Annotated in this window: 19 protein-coding genes; 1 reads left to right on the top strand and 18 read right to left on the bottom strand. The window is 39.2% G+C overall.

Going from position 1 to position 18,107, the window contains the following annotated elements; all coding sequences use genetic code 11:
• Positions 1 to 162 precede the first annotated feature (162 nt).
• The 5 genes from DKZ56_RS08355 to dapB all read right to left on the bottom strand — a co-directional run bounded on the left by DKZ56_RS08355 (position 163) and on the right by dapB (position 4,812).
• Positions 163 to 1,149: a biotin--[acetyl-CoA-carboxylase] ligase gene (locus DKZ56_RS08355; RefSeq protein WP_208649564.1), complete on the bottom strand. Its 987-nt coding sequence runs from the start codon at positions 1,147 to 1,149 to the stop codon at positions 163 to 165.
• Positions 1,127 to 2,311, bottom strand: coding sequence for a CCA tRNA nucleotidyltransferase (locus tag DKZ56_RS08350; RefSeq protein WP_208649563.1), 1,185 nt, complete (start codon positions 2,309 to 2,311; stop codon positions 1,127 to 1,129). Before DKZ56_RS08350 ends, DKZ56_RS08355 begins: the two co-directional genes overlap by 23 nt.
• Positions 2,308 to 3,447: an N-acetyl-alpha-D-glucosaminyl L-malate synthase BshA gene (bshA, locus tag DKZ56_RS08345; protein ID WP_208649562.1), complete on the bottom strand. Its 1,140-nt coding sequence runs from the start codon at positions 3,445 to 3,447 to the stop codon at positions 2,308 to 2,310. The genes DKZ56_RS08350 and bshA overlap by 4 nt, the downstream gene beginning before the upstream one ends.
• A gap of 132 nt (positions 3,448 to 3,579) precedes the next feature.
• On the bottom strand, positions 3,580 to 3,990 hold the full coding sequence (mgsA, locus tag DKZ56_RS08340) for a methylglyoxal synthase (RefSeq protein WP_208652209.1): 411 nt from the start codon (positions 3,988 to 3,990) through the stop codon (positions 3,580 to 3,582).
• A 24-nt stretch (positions 3,991 to 4,014) separates the two neighbouring features.
• Complete coding sequence (dapB, locus tag DKZ56_RS08335; protein WP_208649561.1) at positions 4,015 to 4,812, bottom strand: 4-hydroxy-tetrahydrodipicolinate reductase; 798 nt, start codon at positions 4,810 to 4,812, stop codon at positions 4,015 to 4,017.
• Between the two features lie 249 nt (positions 4,813 to 5,061).
• Here dapB and DKZ56_RS08330 point away from each other — a divergent pair, with 249 nt between their 5' ends.
• On the top strand, positions 5,062 to 5,913 hold the full coding sequence (locus DKZ56_RS08330; RefSeq protein WP_208649560.1) for a YitT family protein: 852 nt from the start codon (positions 5,062 to 5,064) through the stop codon (positions 5,911 to 5,913).
• A 740-nt stretch (positions 5,914 to 6,653) separates the two neighbouring features.
• On the opposite strand, the gene DKZ56_RS08325 is transcribed toward DKZ56_RS08330, so the two are convergent.
• The 13 genes from DKZ56_RS08325 to aroB all read right to left on the bottom strand — a co-directional run bounded on the left by DKZ56_RS08325 (position 6,654) and on the right by aroB (position 18,105).
• The gene (locus DKZ56_RS08325) at positions 6,654 to 7,331 is read right to left on the bottom strand and encodes a zinc metallopeptidase (protein ID WP_208649559.1); all 678 of its coding nucleotides are present in this window, start codon (positions 7,329 to 7,331) and stop codon (positions 6,654 to 6,656) included.
• Positions 7,332 to 7,384: 53 nt separating this feature from the next.
• Entirely contained in the window at positions 7,385 to 7,987 is a 603-nt protein-coding gene (gene lhaT / locus DKZ56_RS08320) for a lipoprotein heptaprenylglyceryl N-acetyltransferase LhaT (RefSeq protein WP_208649558.1), read from the bottom strand.
• A gap of 151 nt (positions 7,988 to 8,138) precedes the next feature.
• Positions 8,139 to 8,933 carry a menaquinol-cytochrome c reductase cytochrome b/c subunit gene (locus tag DKZ56_RS08315; RefSeq protein ID WP_208649557.1) on the bottom strand — a complete coding sequence of 265 codons (795 nt, stop codon included), beginning with the start codon at positions 8,931 to 8,933 and terminating at the stop codon, positions 8,139 to 8,141.
• Between the two features lie 45 nt (positions 8,934 to 8,978).
• Complete coding sequence (gene qcrB, locus DKZ56_RS08310; RefSeq protein WP_208649556.1) at positions 8,979 to 9,653, bottom strand: menaquinol-cytochrome c reductase cytochrome b subunit; 675 nt, start codon at positions 9,651 to 9,653, stop codon at positions 8,979 to 8,981.
• A gap of 22 nt (positions 9,654 to 9,675) precedes the next feature.
• On the bottom strand, positions 9,676 to 10,176 hold the full coding sequence (locus DKZ56_RS08305) for a QcrA and Rieske domain-containing protein (protein WP_208649555.1): 501 nt from the start codon (positions 10,174 to 10,176) through the stop codon (positions 9,676 to 9,678).
• 163 nt (positions 10,177 to 10,339) lie between these two features.
• Positions 10,340 to 10,789, bottom strand: coding sequence for a YpiF family protein (locus DKZ56_RS08300; protein ID WP_208649554.1), 450 nt, complete (start codon positions 10,787 to 10,789; stop codon positions 10,340 to 10,342).
• Between the two features lie 399 nt (positions 10,790 to 11,188).
• Positions 11,189 to 11,743 (bottom strand): ReoY family proteolytic degradation factor, encoded by a 555-nt coding sequence (locus DKZ56_RS08295; RefSeq protein ID WP_208649553.1) that lies wholly within the window; start codon positions 11,741 to 11,743, stop codon positions 11,189 to 11,191.
• A gap of 13 nt (positions 11,744 to 11,756) precedes the next feature.
• Positions 11,757 to 13,013 (bottom strand): tetratricopeptide repeat protein, encoded by a 1,257-nt coding sequence (locus tag DKZ56_RS08290; RefSeq protein WP_245989392.1) that lies wholly within the window; start codon positions 13,011 to 13,013, stop codon positions 11,757 to 11,759.
• Between the two features lie 103 nt (positions 13,014 to 13,116).
• Positions 13,117 to 14,406: a 3-phosphoshikimate 1-carboxyvinyltransferase gene (gene aroA / locus DKZ56_RS08285; protein ID WP_208649552.1), complete on the bottom strand. Its 1,290-nt coding sequence runs from the start codon at positions 14,404 to 14,406 to the stop codon at positions 13,117 to 13,119.
• A gap of 29 nt (positions 14,407 to 14,435) precedes the next feature.
• Positions 14,436 to 15,533, bottom strand: a complete 1,098-nt coding sequence (locus DKZ56_RS08280; RefSeq protein WP_208649551.1) for a prephenate dehydrogenase — start codon at positions 15,531 to 15,533, stop codon at positions 14,436 to 14,438.
• The gene (gene hisC / locus DKZ56_RS08275) at positions 15,530 to 16,630 is read right to left on the bottom strand and encodes a histidinol-phosphate transaminase (RefSeq protein WP_208649550.1); all 1,101 of its coding nucleotides are present in this window, start codon (positions 16,628 to 16,630) and stop codon (positions 15,530 to 15,532) included. The genes DKZ56_RS08280 and hisC overlap by 4 nt, the downstream gene beginning before the upstream one ends.
• Positions 16,631 to 16,645: 15 nt before the next feature.
• The gene (gene aroH, locus DKZ56_RS08270; protein WP_208649549.1) at positions 16,646 to 17,017 is read right to left on the bottom strand and encodes a chorismate mutase; all 372 of its coding nucleotides are present in this window, start codon (positions 17,015 to 17,017) and stop codon (positions 16,646 to 16,648) included.
• The gene (gene aroB / locus DKZ56_RS08265) at positions 17,014 to 18,105 is read right to left on the bottom strand and encodes a 3-dehydroquinate synthase (RefSeq protein ID WP_208649548.1); all 1,092 of its coding nucleotides are present in this window, start codon (positions 18,103 to 18,105) and stop codon (positions 17,014 to 17,016) included. The genes aroH and aroB overlap by 4 nt, the downstream gene beginning before the upstream one ends.
• Positions 18,106 to 18,107 lie beyond the last annotated feature (2 nt).

Genomic DNA, 18,107 nt, shown 5'->3' with positions numbered 1-18,107 from the left:
TTAGCGATCAAGGCAGATTCTCTTTTTTTCTGTTGCTTTCGGTACAGTTCATGAAGATACTGTCCATTTTAATAAGCAACTTAATAAAAAAGATACAGAAATTTCACAAGTTTGTAAAGAACTTGTCCCTTTAAAAGACTGGAAGTTGTTCGAAACAACAATTCAATTTTGAATTTCAATGTCGGCAGAATAAACTTTTTTCACTTGTCCGTCATCCAATAAAATCTCAAGCACTCCTTCATCGGTAATGCCGATTGCTTGTCCTTCAATCGTTTCCCGAATGGTGGAGGCTTTAATTCGTTTACCGATGGTGCCTGAATGTTCTTCCCATAATGTTTTAATGGATGTAAAACCATTTTCGACATATTCATCGGTAAAATGCTCCAAATTTTTCAGTATCTCTGCTACCAATTCGGCCCGGTCTACTTTTTTCTTTTCTTCAATGGCAATAGAAGTTGCAATAGATTGGATGTCTTCTGGGAAATCGTCCAGTTCATGATTAGTATTGATGCCGATTCCAATCAATAAGCCATCGACCCTGTCCATCTCTGCCAGCATTTCCGTTAAGATGCCTGCGCATTTTTTGCCGTTGATTAAAATATCATTCGGCCATTTAATTTCCGGCGTAAAGTTTTGGTATAAAGATTTCATTGCCATCACAACGCTTACTGCAGCCACTAACGTCAATTGAGGGGCTTGGTGGGGAAGAATATTGGGGCGAATAATCACCGTCATCCAAATACCCTTCCCCTTTGCAGAATGCCAAATTCGCTGCATTCTTCCTTTACCGCCCGTTTGCTCTTCTGCAATGATAACGGTGCCGTCTTCAGCCCCTTGTCTGGCCAATTTTTGTGCATAGGATTGGGTCGAATCAATTTCTTCAAAATAATGGATAGAATAGCCAAAACGTTTTGTTTTTAAAAAAGACGAAATTTTTGCAGCATCAACCCGATCTGGTGCAGCTACCAATTGATATCCTTTTTTCTTAATCGTAATAAATTTATAACCTTCCTCTTGAAGTGTTTGAAGATGTTTCCATATCGCTGTGCGGGAAATTCCCAACTCATCTGCCAGCTGCTGCCCGGAAATCGGCTCTCCTTTCGATTGCAGGAAATGTTGCAATATTTTATCTTTCATGGATAAATTCATTGTAGAACCATTCCTTTAACTGTTCTTCTTCATTTTTTACTTGACCCGTTAAGACTGCGTATAGAGCTTTGTCTAATGCTTCTTTAATCCAAGGGCCTCCCCTTTTTCCAGTCCATTTCATCAACAGATGGCCATTCAACGCAAATTCATCCATCGATTGAATCGGCAAATGCTTTTTCACTTGCGCAATATGTTCTCTGGAAAAAGGAACTGTTTTTCCTTGCCATACTGCAAAGTCATAAGCTGTTTCAAGAATGGCCAAATCGTTCAAAAAGTAATCGACTTCATTCCATCTGTTTAAAAGTCGATCGTAAACATGAAGAACATTTTTTGCAAAGTATTTTTCTTTATTCGAATATCTGTAATATTCCATAATATTTTCCATTTCATTGCGGTTAAGCAGACAAAGATAAGCCCATCCAACTTCCGGTTTTTTAGTATAAAAATATTTCCACTCATCCAAATGCTCCGCAAAATTACCAGGCAAATAATTTGCTAAATGGCTTTCAACAAGCGCTTCAATTCCTAAATAAACATAATCCGCCACCCACATTTTTGATAGTTCCATATGAATCCGTTCATGGGCGATAAATTCAATCAAATCGCTATCTTTTTGAATAGCCTTCATCGTTGATTCTTCAATGGAAAAACCAAGCTGCGCCACAAAACGGACAGCCCTCAGCATTCTTAAAGCATCTTCCCGGAATCGGGAATTGGCATCTCCTACAGCCCGGATAATTCGATTTTCTAAATCTTCTTTTCCGCCAAAAAGGTCGATAATGCCGCCATCTTTTGTATAAGCCATCGCATTGATGGTAAAATCACGGCGCTCTAAATCTTTTGGCAACTCCCGCACAAAAGTCACTTCTTCCGGTCTTCTGTAATCCGTATATGTTCCATCGGTGCGGTATGTCGTCACTTCAATCGGGCTGCCTTCATCGAGAACAATGACCGTCCCGTGCTCAATTCCAACGTCGACGGTGTTATTAAAAATCTTTTTGATTTCCATTGGAAGCGCATTTGTTGCGACATCAACATCATGGATTTTCCTTTGAAGCAAATGGTCTCTGACAGCACCGCCAACAATCACCGCTTCAAAACCTGCTTTTTCAATTTTTTCAATGACGCGCAATGCTGTTTCCCAATCATTCCGTGTTTTCATACTTTTAATGCCGCCAATCGATAATATAGTTCTTCATAATGATCAATAATCGGTTCAGCACTGAATTTTGTTTGCACTGTTTGGATGGCATTTTGCTTGAACTCTGCATGTTTATTTTCATCCGCCAATAATTCAATGGCATAGGCAGCTGCTTGATGAACATCGCCTAATTCAACAATATATCCATTGACGCCATGATCAATCACTTCAGGAATTCCTCCAACGTTTGTTCCAATGCCCGGCACACCGCAGGCCATTGCTTCAAGCAGCACTAAACCAAAAGATTCATTTTCAGATAATAATAGCTTTAAGTCACTTATAGAAAACAATTCTTCCACGTTTTCTTGTTTCCCTAAGAATAAAATATCTTCTTTATACGGCGATTTTTTCGCTTGCATCATTACCCGATGCTGCTCCGGTCCATCGCCAACAAGCAACAATTTCGCTGGAATGTGGTCTCGAATTTGAATGAATGTTTCAACTACATCCGGCAAGTTTTTAATTCTTCGGAAATTCGAGCAATGGATGATCACTTTTTCATCCTCTCGAATGCCGTATTGTTTTTTCAGCAACGGGGCTTCATCTAATGGTTTAAAGACCGTTTCATCAACAAAATTATAAATCGTTTCAATTTCTTTATTCGGGTTAATCATTTCATATGTTTGTTCTTTTAATGCGTTGGATACTGCTGTTACGATGTCGGATTTTTCAATGCCATATTTAATTGCTTGAGCAAGGTTTGAATCTTGGCCTAATACCGAAATATCTGTTCCATGAAGAGTCGTCACAATGCCAATATTTTGTCCGCACATTTCGCGGGCAAGAACTGCGCACACCGCATGTGGAATCGCATAGTGAACATGCAATACATCTAAGTTTTGATTTATAATGACATCCGCCATTTTACTTGCTAAAGCAATATCGTAAGGAGGATATTGAAACACCGAATAATTGTTTACTTCGACTTCATGGAAATAAACATTTGGATAAATTTTCTTTAATCGAAAAGGCACACTAGATGTAATAAAATGGATTTCATGTCCTCGTTCTGCGAGTTTCTTCCCCAACTCTGTCGCTAACACTCCTGACCCACCCACTGTTGGGTAACAAGTAATGCCAATCTTTAATTTTCTCATCCGGCACACGCCCTTTCAATTAGAAATAATAAAGATTATATTCAATTTTTTCATCCAACATACGAAAAGACTCAACAGCGAAATCCCCAATAAATGGAACAACAAAAGAAAATATAATTCCTTATAGGAGAATTAATTCGATGATTTTCTTTCCTGAATTAAACGCCAATCCACGAATCCTTCTTGCAAGCCTTTCAACAAAATTTCTGCCGTTCCCATATTGGTAGCAAGAGGAATATTGTATACATCGCACAAACGAATAAGCGCTGTACAATCAGGCTCATGAGGCTGAGCAGTTAATGGATCGCGGAAGAAAAATACCATATCCATATCATTGTTTGCAATCATTGCTCCCATTTGTTGGTCGCCACCTAAAGGACCGGAACGAAAACAAGTAACGGAAAGCCCTGCCTCTTCGATAATGCGGCGGCCTGTTGTTCCTGTTGCATATAATTCATGCTGTGACAATATTTCTTTATATGCAATGGCAAACTCAACAAGACTATCTTTTTTGCTATCGTGGGCAATTAATGCGATTTTCATTTTCATATACATTCATCCAATCTTTTATAAAATATTTTCCATTCCATATACTAGTTGCTCTAATTCCATTACTTTTTCGACACAGTAAACAATGCCATCCATAAAGGATTCACGATTGAAGGAATCATGGCGAATCGTCAATAACTGACCTTTGCCTCCAAAAATCACTTCCTGATGGGCCACTAATCCCGGAAGTCGTACTGAGTGGATGCGCATGCCTTCAAAATCAGCGCCTCTTGCACCAGGCATCGTTTCTTTTTCTAATGGGTGGCCTTGCTTTTGCTCTTCGCGAACTTCTGCAATCATTTGAGCCGTTTTCTTTGCTGTACCGGAAGGAGCGTCCAATTTGCGATCGTGATGTAATTCAATAATTTCCACATTTGGTAAATATTTTGCAGCCTCTTTTGCAAATTTCATCATCAACACAGCGCCAATTGCGAAATTTGGTGCAATGATACAGCCCGTATTTTGTTCTTTTGCCAGCTGCGTTAATTCTTCTAATTGTTCATCTGTAAAACCGGTTGTCCCTACAACCGAACGAACTTGATGCAATAGGGAAACTTTTACATGCTCATAAACCGCTTGTGGACTCGTTAAGTCAATTAACACATCCGGTTTTGTTTCTTCTATTAATTGAACCAAATTCAAATAAATAGGTACATCTAAATCGGCAGGAAACATTTCAAGTTCTGCAAGACTCTCTCCTACATGCTTATAGTCAAGAGCTGCCACCAGTTCCATTCCCTCTTGAGCTACAACGGTTTTGACCGCCTCTTTCCCCATTTTTCCTCTGCATCCTGCGATTGCTACTCTGATTGTCATGGTCATTCGTCCTTTCATGTCATTTAAGTGATTTCGTATTGGCTATGAATGCTGAATTTAATAGTACATCGTATTTCAAATCGCTCACATACTAATGAAAATTCACCTTTCAATGAATTTCGACAACACGCTTTGTCAAAATTCCTTTTTAAACATCGTAATGAAAAGGGCAGGAGTTGTCAAAAGTAGAAAAATAAAACATAATAGTACATGCAATCCCGCCTATTTTTGCCTTTTTAAGGAGGTCATATGTTGAAAGATATAAAAATTCAAGAGATTATTGGCATTATTCTAGGAACTGCCATTTTCAGCTTCGGTTTTGTTCATTTTAATATGCTGAACAAGCTGGGAGAAGGCGGATTTAGTGGAATCTCGTTGATTTTATATTTTACGTTGGGTTTCGATCCAGCTATTACAAACATTGTTTTAAACATTCCAATATTTATTTTAGGTTGGAAATTGCTTGAACGTAAAGAGTTTTTCTACTCAATTTTTGGAATCCTCAGCGTTTCATTCTTTTTGAAAATTTTCCAAGCTTACCAATTCACGCTCGATTTGAAAAACGATTTGTTGCTCGCTTCATTATTTGCGGGCGTCTTTGTCGGCATTGGTTTAGGCATCATTTTCCGATGCGGCGGGACGACTGGCGGTGTAGACATCATTGCCCGGCTAGTCAATAAATATGTGGGCTGGAGCATGGGAAAAACGATGTTCTTTTTCGACACCTTCGTGCTGATTGCTTCACTGTTTACTTACTTAAATTCTATTACGATGATGTATACACTCGTCGCCGTTTTCGTCGGCGCAAAAGTCATCGACATGGTGCAGGAAGGGGCATATTCTGCTAAAGGGGCTTTCATCATCTCTTCCAAGCCTGAAGAAATAGCAAAAACCGTATCCGAAAAAATGGAACGAGGCATTACGGTGTTTCATGCATACGGCTACTATACAAAACAGCCGAAAGATGTATTGTACTGCATTGTTGGCAGAAATGAAATCGTTCAATTAAAATCCATCATCCGCAAAATTGACCCAAAATCTTTTGTATCCATCATTGATGTAAAAGACGTCACCGGCGAAGGATTCCGCATTGAAGAATAGAAAAAGATTGATTGATGAAGAGGCTGGGACAAATCTAAAAAAACATCATTTTCTCCAAGGAGAAAATGATGTTTTTTTGATATGTTATTAAAATTGATTTCCGTTCCGGGGACGCTTTCCGCGGGCCCGGCTCGAGCCTCCTCGGAGCTCATTACTTCGCTCCTGCGGTGTCTCGAGACACGGGCTCGTCGCAGGAGTCGCCCCGTCACTCCAATCAATTTTTAGTTATATCAATTTTTTATCAAAACTCTTTCAACTGCCCCTTTCATTTTTTGTTTATGTCCCAGCCTCTTATTATTTTCTTCATATGGAGAGAAAATCCAGCGATAATTTTACGGAATAAATGGCAAAAATCAAAATCATGGCAACGATAAACAAACCGAACAAGAAAAATTTTGAATAATCAATTTTCATCTGCTCCCTCCTTATTCAAGCCGATTTTGCTAGATCTTATTAATGAATAAGAAGGGTTATTAGCCGATTCGTATAGAATTTGAATTTTTTTCTTGAACTTTCTTCTTTTATATATAAAAACAAGTATAGGTTAAAAGAAAAGGGGGCGTCTGAAAAGTCATTTCAAGACGTCCCCTTTGCGGCTTTAGCTAGTGCTACGCCGCAGATAAACTGCAACGAGGAGGCGCGTTTTGTAACCACCGCAGGGAAAGTTTTTAAGAGAATATTACCATAAGAAGTAAGGCTGTCCAGAAAGTCGAACACTTTCTGAACAGCCCCTTTTCCGATTAATCTTCATTGGAATTCATGTTAGTAAAAATTAAAATTAATCGCACCAGTTCAAGAATAGCCACTGCAGCTGCGGCTACATATGTTAACGCTGCTGCACTTAACACTTTGCGTGCCCCATTTTCTTCGCTATTACTGATGATGCCTAATTGAATGACCTCATTCATTGCCCGTTTGGAAGCATCAAACTCCACAGGCAATGTCACGACTTGGAATAAGACGCCGGCAGCAAGCAAAATAATCCCTAATAAAAGCATATTTGTACTTTGGGCAATCAAACCAATCATGACAAAAATCCATGACAAGTTTGATGAGAAGTTTGCAACAGGAACAAGTTTAGAACGCAAAACTAAAAAAGAGTAGGACTCTTGATGTTGAACGGCGTGTCCGCATTCATGGGCTGCAACAGCAACAGCAGCCAAAGAGTCGCTGTAGTAGTTTCCTTCCGATAATGCAACCGTTTTTGTCATCGGATTGTAATGGTCTGATAAAATTCCTTGCGTAGGAACTACTCGGACATCTGTAAGTCCATGGCTGTCTAAAATCATTCGAGCCACTTGGGCACCCGTCAACCCTTTGGAGCCAGGAACTTCTGAAAAATGTTTATAAGTGCGTTTAACTTTTAATTGCGCATAAATTGGCAATAACAAAATAATGAGAAAATATAGAAGATACATCCTGTTGTCTTTAATCTCCTTTCCTACCTTTTCTTAATTATAATTCTAATGAATTATTTGATTTTTTGCAAATAATCGCCCTTCTTATAGGAATAATAGGAAATGAGAATACATGCGATAGAAAGCCAAAAAGTGAAGTATCCGATATGGTCTGCATATTTATATAAACTGCTGTAAGTCGGCATTTGCCCATAAACATAGTCAATCACATCATTGTGCAACGTCCAAACCGCCCCAATTGCAAGATGAAGGAAAGTAAAACGGTATTTAAATATATATAAAATTCCTTCTACCGCCATCATAAAATGGGAGACAATCAACATCCAGCCTGTAAAACCAATGGATCCAATCTCCATCAATGTAAGTATATTCATGACAACCGCCCAAATGCCGTATTTAACCAGCGTTATAAGAGCTAGAGCTTCCATTAATTTGAAGTTCGTTCCCAACAGCCAGCCGGCAATGGCTAAACAAAAAAATAAACTAGCTGTAGGGCTGTCTGGCACAAAGATCAAAAATTGGGGTTCTGTCCGTGAAAGCTGCGGAGCATACCAAATATACCCATAAATCGTTCCTGAAAAATTGATGATGAACAGAACCGTTAAAGTTGTACGGTGCCCAAGCAAGTATAGGATTTGCGGAAATAATGTTTTCATTCTGTTTCTCCTTTAATCAAAACGAGAATATGTTATGAATTTTTTTCATAAGTAATATTACCAAATCCGGTGGCAGAATGTGAATTTTTTCGGAATTTTATGTATTAAAAAAGGAGCCAGTATCAAACTAGCCCCTACAATAAAAAATAAATTATTCTTCTTTCAAACTTGCAATGAATTCTGCTAAGATTTTTAATTCCTCATCAGTACCAGAGAATTGTCCACCAGGCATTGCACCACGACCGTTTTTAATGATATCAAGAACTTCATCAGCAGTCAATTCGTTACCTAGTAGCATAGGGTTAGTGCCAACACCTGTTAAATCACCACCGTGACAACCTATACATGTTTGTTGAGTTTGGAAGATTTTATATCCTTCAGAATTTTCATCGATTTCAATATCTGGGATTAAACCTAAATCTTTTGGTGTGATTTGACCTTGAGCTTTTGAAGCTTCCCAGTCATGGTGAGCCGCAGATTCCCAAGTTAAATAGAACATTGAAGCTACAACTAATAACATAATTGCAACAGGAATTGGTCGTTTTGATGGACGACGCTCAGGTCCTTTATCCAACCAAGGCATTAATAATAATGCCCCAATGGCTAATCCTGGAATTATAATTGCACCAATAACGTTGTAGTCACCAGCAGCAAATGAATATTTTAATAATTGGTATAAGAATAAGAAATACCAGTCTGGTAATGGAATGTACGATGTATCTGTTGGATCAGCTGGACGCTCTAATGGTGAAGGATGAGCGACCGTTAAAATTAAATATCCGATTAGAAAAACAGCACCAACCATCCATTCTTTTAGTAAGAAGTCCGGCCAAAAGGCTTCTGTTTTTCCAGGATATTCGGAATAGTCTTTTGGCTTGTTCGGCATTTTATTATTCGCTTTAATGCGGGAGTCGCCGACAAATTTCATTCCTTTTCCGCGATGCATGTTGTCCCCTCCTTTTGAACTAACGAATCAAAACACAAATTCAAATCATAGTGGTCCTGATATACCTTGACGACGAATCATAATAAAGTGCACTGCAAGCAAGATGAATAAACCAGCAGGCAAGAAGAATACGTGAATCGCAAAGAAACGTGTCAAAGTTTGGGCACCGATGATTGTAGCGTCACCAGCAAGCAAGATTTTAATTAATTCACCAATAAATGGAACAGAACCTGCAATTTCAAGTCCTACTTTAGTCGCAAACAACGCTTTCATGTCCCAAGGAAGTAGGTATCCTGTAAATCCAAGACCTAACATTACACAGAAAATTAATACACCTACAATCCAGTTAAGCTCACGAGGTTTCTTATAAGAACCTGTAAAGAACACACGAAGCGTATGTAAGAACATCATTACGATTACCAATGATGCTCCCCAGTGGTGCATACCGCGCACAATCTCACCAAACGCTACTTCGTTTTGTAAGTAGTATACTGATTTCCAAGCGTTTTCAATATCTGGCACATAATACATTGTTAAGAACATACCAGATAAAATTTGGATGACTGTAATAAAGAATGTAAGTCCTCCGAAACAGTATACGAATGCTGAGAAATGATGTGCAGGGTTAACGTGCTCTGGCACTTCGTGGTCGGCAATATCACGCCAAATCGGAGTGATATCTAAACGCTCATCGACCCAATCATATAATTTGTTTAGCACTTGTGTTGTACCCCCTAACTTTTTAAGCTAATGTGTTTGGTTTTTTCTTCCCAAGCATTAAGTAACCGTCTTTTTCAGAAACTTCATACTGATCTAGCGGACCTGTTGGTGGTGTACCCGGAATGTTTTTACCATTTTTCTCATAGCGACCACCATGACATGCACAGAAGTATTCGTTTTTGTGTTCGCCACCTTCCCAGTTTACTGTACATCCTAAGTGTTTACAAACTGGTGAAAGCGCTATAATTTTGTCGCCTTCTTTGTAAACCCAAGCCATTTCGGAAACTTCTGACTTATACCAAGCGTCTACTTGTTCATAAGAGAAGTCAACACGTACAGGTACGTCTGTTAAGTCAGCTACTTTTTGGCTAGTAAGTATGAAATCACCTTCAGCTTTTACTTGTAAAGCTGGATCAATTGCAAAACGAATCATTGGCATTAAAATACCTGCCGCCATAAATCCACCAACACCAGTTAAAGTGTAGTTAAGAAATTGACGTCTTGAAACCTTTTTGTTACTCATCCTTTTCCCCCCTCTAACTTAAAGGTCAGTCCAACAGACATAATTACTTATAATTAATAATAGTATAAACTAGGACATATCTATGATATATCAATAAAATGGGCAGGTCAATATTGCAATATATTGGATTTCATTAGATTGTGAACAATTCTTGAAGGAATTGTTACTGTACATACCACTTAGATGTTAATAATGGAAGGACTTGTTTCAATTGTTCTTCCAATATTCGTTTTTTTACATCCTTGTCCATCGACTCAATCGGTATTGCCGGCAGCCAAATTAAATCGATTTTATCTTGCCATTTTGTCCAGGAATGATCGCAAGTGATGAAGATGACATGCTTAAAGCCTCCCTTTTGAATATTTTCTTTCACCTTTTGGACAAGCTCTTCGTTTTTCATATCTTCTGTATAAGAAAATGGAGGAATTAACATTAAGCGCCCTTTAAATTGCTGTTCAATAAAGGACGTCAATGCCATTAAAAACTCCACTTCCGAGCTGCTTTTGACCATCTTATCTTCCGCAAAATCCAATGATAGAAGCGGAACGATTGCAGTATCAATAAATTCTTTATTTTGTTGATATTGTTGAACATCTTTCACTTGAAAATACATGAGTATTCCTCCAAAGTAATATTTTTTCATCATTTCTTTTTATTATACCCCACATGATGAAAATAAAAAAACCGAGGCTGGGACAAATCTAAAAAAACATCATTTTCTCCAAGGAGAAAATGATGTTTTTTTGATATGTTATTAAAATTGATTTCCGTTCCGGGGACGCTTTCCGCAGGCCCTCCTCTGAGTCATTGCTTCGCTCCTCGTGGTCTCGAGAGGGCTCGTCGCAGGAAAGCTTTGAATTTACTTCCTTGAGCTTGCTCCGCTTTGTGACTAAGCGTGCGCGACAGAAATTTGCCCCGTCACTTCAATCAATTTTTCGTTATATCAATTGTTTATCAAAACTCTTTCAACTGCCCCTTTCATTTTTTGTTTATGTCCCAGCCTCGAATTTTTCTAGTGTTTAGACGTTTCTTTTAAAGCTTGTAATAGATTTGAAAGCTCTAAAAATTTTTCTTTGTCTCCTTGGTCGAGTGCTTCATCGATTTCTCTTAATAATGTTTCTTCCTGAAATGTGAGCATGCTTGTATTGAGTATTTCTTCCGCAATCAACCGATCTTTTTCGTTAATATTTAAATATTTTGGCATATACGGATTTTCTTCCAACACTGCCAAATATAATGGGTTTGGCGGCACATTTGGAAAATTCAACTGAATGTACATATCTTCATTGGGATATAACCTTAAATCATGAAAAGATTTTTCCGCATCACTTGTCATAATATTGCCTTTATAAAATCGAAACGGCACGCCGTTGGAATCAACAGTTGACATGACAATCGCCCTCGGACAATAGTGGGCTTCTTCGACAAAATGAATATGTTCAAGCAATTCATCATTGCTGAGCAAATAATTTAAAATCCATACGCACTCTCTTCGCTTCAGTTGAAAGTTTTTCAAAAACCAGCGTACAAAGTTTTTTTTGTCGGCGATTGGTACGGAAGAAGTCATGAATGTCCCTCCCCTAGTCTAAACTTTCAAGTAAATCCAACCACTGCACTTCTGTCGGCTGCAATTGGATTAACCGCTGAACAACTTCTCGGGCCTCATCCCGTTTTCCATCTTCAATGAGGAAATAACAATAGTTTTCTAGAAAAGATGGATCATCTTTTAATTCATTATATGCTGATTTATAAATTTCGTATGCTCGCTCGTACTGTTCATTTTTTGCATATGCATCTGCCACAAAAGGAGATAATGAAGTCCATTCGAATTGTTCTTTTTCAAGGTTTTCATATAGGTCAATAATGTCTTCATAACGCTCCATTTGATGGTAAACAGACATTAACACAAGAATCGCTTCCATATATTCCGGATCTAGTTCAATGGCTTTTTGCAAATATTCAACAGCTTCTTCAGCCAGTTTATTTTTTAATGCAATTTTACCAGCAAATAAATAGAAGGATTTCTCATATTCATCTCGTTTGATTCCCTCTTTTATAATACTATATGCTTTTTTATTGTCTTCAAGCATGGCATAACTTTGAGCCAAAAGCAGATAGCTGCTGAAATAATCCGGATCCAGTTCTTTTAAATCCTCCAGCTGTCTGATAGCCGTTTCATATTTTTCGCATTGGAAGGCACAATAAGCGCTGCCGTATAATAAATCGGCTGTCACTTTTTCTTCCAATGCTTCCATGTAATAATCAAGGGCTCTTTCATAACCCCCTCCTGCCCGATAGACTTCTGCCAGTCTTTCCGCAAGCAATACGCCCGCGATTTCTTTTTCCTGTTTATGCAAATTTTCATAAAGGCGGGCCGCTTCCGTAAATCGTCCTATTTCAAAGAGCAATTCCGCTTTGGCAAACTGAATGAGAGGTTCATCCGGCAAAATTTCCAAGGCCTCATTAATTTGTTTTTCCGCCACTTCATATAACCCCTGCATTTGGTAATAATCCGCTAAAATAAGCAAAACTTGCGGAAATTCCGGCGCGCTCTCATCTATTGTTGTTAATAAATCGAGCGCTTCTTCTTCCTCACCTAATTCAATCAGCACAGAAGCGTAGTCAATGGCAATTTGCGCTTCATCAGGAAAAAGGAATCGTAAATGTTCCAATACTCGTTTCGCTTGTTGTATGTATCCATATTGCCATAATAGCTCATACATTTCATATTGCACTTCAGGGGATTCTTTTAAAAATAATGTTTCAAGCAATGCATCAATGCGGTCCATTGCACCGTCTTCAATTGCTTGAATAATATCTTGAGTAATGCTATTCAATGCTCTCACCTTTGCTTTCGTTTTCTATCATTATGCTACAAAACAAAGTATCGATAGACAAGAAAAAAGGTTCATCTTATAGTCGATGAACCTTTTATATCTGCTATTTTATCAACGAATCCAAATGTTCAAAAAATGTCGGATAAGAAACCGCAATACAATCTGCGTCGTCGATTTCCACCGGCGAGTCGGTAATCAATGAAGCGATGGCTGCCATCATGCCGATGCGATGGTCGCCATAAGTATTTAATTTTGCGCCTTTCAAACTTGTTGGACCATTGATAATCATACCGTCATCAGTGGCTGTAATATCCGCACCAAGTTTTTCCAGCTCCGTTACGACTGCCGCAATGCGATCCGTTTCCTTTACTTTCAGCTCTTCCGCATCTCGAATAATCGTCGTTCCTTCTGCTTGCGTTGCTAATAGCGCAATAATTGGAATTTCGTCAATCAAACGAGGGATGATTTCCCCTTCGATGGTTGTTCCTTTTAAGTAGGAAGTGCGGACAGTGATGGTTGCTGTCGGTTCTGCTGCTTCCGTTTTTTCTTGATTGATTGTCAAATTTGCTCCCATTTGTTCCATTACTTCTATAATGCCGGCACGCGTTGGGTTAATGCCTACATTTTTCAAAACTACTTCACTATTCTGGACAATCGCTCCAGCCACTAGGAAGAAAGCAGCGGAGGAAATGTCTCCAGGCACATCGATGTGCGTTCCGTAGAGTTCTTGTCCGCCTTCAATTGAAATGACTCCATCCTTCACTTCAATGTTTGCTCCAAATTGTTTCAACATCCGCTCTGTATGGTCCCGGGAAATTTCTTTTTCCCGCACAATCGTTGTTCCTTCCGCTTTCAAACCTGCAAGCAAAATGGCCGATTTCACTTGGGCGCTCGCCACTGGCATCGTATAGTCGATGGCTTTTAAAGATGTTCCTTGAATGGCAAGGGGCGTGTATTTTCCACCTTCTCGTCCGCTGATAAGGGCTCCCATTTGCCGCAATGGTTTTGTCACGCGATCCATAGGACGTTTCCCGATGGATGCATCTCCTGTCATTACACTATGGAAATTAGTTCCCGCCAAAATTCCAAGCATGAGTCTTGTCGTCGTTCCGGAATTGCCTGTGTATAAAACTTCCTTTGGTTCTTGCCAGCCATCCATTCCAGGGCTATTGATTTCCACATTTGTGCCATCCACGAAAATATCAACACCTAATTTACGGAAACAATCGATTGTACTTAAGCAATCTTCCCCATGAAGAAATCCTGTTACCGTTGTTTTTCCTTTTGCGATGGCACCAAACATAACCGCACGATGGGAGATGGATTTATCCCCTGGTACAGTAACGATTCCTTCTAGGCGAGGTTGATGATAAGCAAGTAATTTTGCAGTCAATTTGATTTCCTCCTTTCCTCAACACAAGTTTAAGAGACATGCATTTCAAAGTTTGTATGTGAGCGAATGCATTTCATTGCCTTCTCACGGTCTTTTTCATTTTGGAAGCTGATGACTAAAATACCAAAGACATCTTCTCTTGTTTCAACCACTCGAATATTCGTGATGCTGATCTTTTCTTCTGCCAAATAACCTGTAATTTCTGAAATCACACCAGGATAGTCTGGAATGTCCACATATAAATCGTATGTAGTATAGAATGCACCTGTCGAAATTGGCAATGCATCTCGAACTTCTTTTGCCTTTTGAAAATAGGCTTCAATGGTTTTATCATCATTTTCCAATAAAATTTTCTTCACCCGATGCATTTCATCAATCCAAGCATCCAGTTGTCCAACGAGTTCATTTCGATTTTGCAGCGTAATATCTCGCCAAATCATCGGATTTGATGAGGCGATTCGGGTAATATCACGGAAACCTCCCGCCGCCAGCATGCTTGTCATCGGGAATTTTTTATTTTCCTCATGCAATTGATGGACAAGAGAAGCTGCAACAATATGTGGAAAGTGGCTGACGACCGCCGTCATGTGATCATGCTCTTCCGCCTTGATTTTGACAATTTTTGCGAGAGTAAATTTCAACAATTGCTGCAATGCGATAATATTATTCCCGTCTTCATCGTCAAAAGGCGTTAAAATATAGTACGCATTTTCAAAAAGGTAAGGTTTCGCCGCCGCAATGCCGCTTTTATGGGAACCTGCCATCGGATGGCCGCCGATAAAGGTAATTCTTTGTTCGCGCAGCTCCTCGGCCTTTTTCATAATTAATCCTTTCGTGCTGCCCGTATCCGAAATAATGACATTCTTTTTTAGCTGCCACTGTTTCAGTTGATCCATCCATTCTAGGGTGGCATTTACCGGCGTCCCAAAAAAAATGAAATCTGCTTTTTTTGCCGCTTCCTCTACATCCTCTGCCACTTCATGAACAACATTCAACGCTTCTGCAAGCTCTCTTGTTTTTTCTGATATATCGTAGCCAATCACTTTCGTTTCAGGGGATTTCTGCAGGGCTAATGCGAGGGATCCCCCTATTAAACCTAAACCTATGACTAAAACATTTCTGGTCATGCCAATACTCCTTGCTCCTTCAATACCTCTTCAAGAAGCGATAAAAATTTGCTGTTTTGTTCTTCTGTACCGAATGAAACGCGAATGAATCCAGGGGTGCCTAACGCATTGCCGCTGCGGACAATAAAACCGCGTTTCATCATTTCTTGGAAAATGACGTCGCTATCTGTTTTCACTTCAAATAAAATAAAGTTTGTTTGTGTAGGATAATATTTCAATCCATGTTTTTCGCAAAATTCAACATAGAGCTGTTTTCCTTTTTCATTTTGCTCTACTGATTCTTTAATAAATTCTTGATCCTCTAATGCCACAATAGCTACTTTTTGGCTCAGCACCGTGTTGTTGAATGGGGCGCGGACTGGATCAAGCTTTGCGATTAAATCGGCTTGTGCAATGGCGTAACCTACACGGAATGCAGCCAAACCATATGCTTTTGAGAACGTGCGCATAATCAAAACATTTGGATATTTCTCAATGTAACGAAGAGTATCTTTATAAGAAGGATCTGTAATATATTCATAATACGCTTCATCCAATACAACAAGCACATCTTTTGGCACTTTTTCTAAAAAGGCGCTTAATTCTTCATCTGAAACGATGGTGCCTGTCGGGTTGTTCGGATTGCAAACCCAAACGATGGAAGTATTCTCATCAATAGCTTCAAGCATTTTTTTTAAATCGTGTTTGCCGTCAGTAAGGGGCACTTTGCGGATTTCCGCTCCCTCAATTTCGGCGTTGTGGGCATATTGTGAGAAAGATGGATCTGCCATTACCGTATTGACGCCAGGATATAATAGAGCGCGGGAAATAATAGCAATCAAATCATCAGAACCATTGCCGAACAACAATTGAGATTCTTCTACACCAATATGTTTGCTTACGGCTGTACGAAGCTCTTGAGCATATCCGTCCGGATAAATGGCAAAATTGATTCCGTTCTCTTTGATAAATTCTTTCACTTTTGGTGAACAGCCAAAAGGATTTTCGTTGGAAGCTAATTTGACCACTTCGTTTAATCCAAACTCTCTTTGCACTTCTTCAATTGGTTTACCTGGTTGATAAGCTTTCATTCCATATATTTGTTCTTTGAATTTCATGATGAACGCTCCTTCTTATTGATTTTCACTCACTAAATCTGGTCTGAGTTTTACTGCATCATTTAAATAAACGTGCCGGATCTCTTTTTGAGGCACGGTCGTATTCACGTGCATCAATACCCGAATGCATAAAGGCAATGCCCCTGGGACGTTCATTTCATGGGTGCACATAATCGGCACATATTTCCATCCTTCAATGGAACGCACGGCCTTTGCTGGGAACGCGGCATTGATATCCGGCGTTGTTGTCACAATCACCGAAGCAATATCTTCAGGAATGACATTGTTTACTTTTGCCATTTCCTTTACTAATCTCTCGGTTTCGCTATAAATCTCTTCAGGCGTATTCGATTCAATGGTAATCGCGCCACGTATGCCGCGAATCATTTGCAAACCTCCTCTAGCAGATGGCGAAGCTCCCTATCCACTTCTCGGCATTCCAATTCATCAATCTCTTTTACATATGGTTTTCCGATTTCTTGCAATAACACGAATTTCAACTTTCCATATTCCATCTTTTTGTCTTTCAACATATATTCATATAAATCATCAAAAGTATATTTGAATACTTCTTTGAATGGATAATTATTATTGTAGGCAAACTTTAGAAATTCCTTTGTAAACTCCCTGGAAATATTGCCGTATCTTTCACTGAGGATGAGGGCGTAAACCATCCCAATCATCACTGCTTCCCCATGGGCAAGGCCTCCATAGCCAGCTGCCGCTTCAATGGCATGACCATATGTATGTCCGAAGTTTAAAAATTTTCGGACAGAATGTTCTGTCTCATCCTGCGCTACAATGTTTGCCTTCACTTCAATGCCGGATTTTAAGTGCTTTGCTAAAAGTTTTTTTTCTATATTGGTAATCGATGGCGTCTGTAACAATTCTTTCAGCCATGTTTCATCAGAAATAAGCGCATGTTTGATGACTTCGGCCATTCCTGAGCGAATTTCTTTACTCGGCAAACTTTCTAAAAAGTTGATATCGTAAATGACAGCTTCCGGCTGATAGAAAGCACCTACAAGATTTTTTCCAAGAGGATGATTGATGGCCGTTTTCCCACCGACTGCCGAATCATGGGCTAAAATCGTAGTGGGAATCTGGATATAAGGAATGCCGCGCATAAAAGTGGCCGCTGCAAATCCCGTCAAATCTCCAACGGCACCTCCTCCAAAAGCAAATACGAGAGATTTACGGGAACAATGTTTTTCAATTAAAAAAGTGTGGGCATCTTCAAAATTTTTAAAACTTTTACAAGCTTCTCCTCCAGGCATGACAAAAACTTCAAAAGGATAAGGGAAATTTTCAACAAAATAGTTTTGCTGCGCCTGCCATACATTTTCATCTGTAAATACCACAAGCTTATCGGCTTTTTCTATTTTGTCTTTAAGAGACTCGCAAGCGGAACGTAAAATCCCGCTGCCAATCAACACTTCATAAGAATGACTCTTTGCATTCACTGGAATTTGCATAA

The sequence above is a fragment of the Ureibacillus thermophilus genome, assembly GCF_004331915.1.
In the GTDB taxonomy this organism is placed as follows: Bacteria; Bacillota; Bacilli; order Bacillales_A; family Planococcaceae; genus Ureibacillus; species Ureibacillus thermophilus.
The sequence above is the reverse complement of the archived record's forward strand: the minus strand, read 5'-3'. Positions and strand labels throughout refer to the sequence as shown.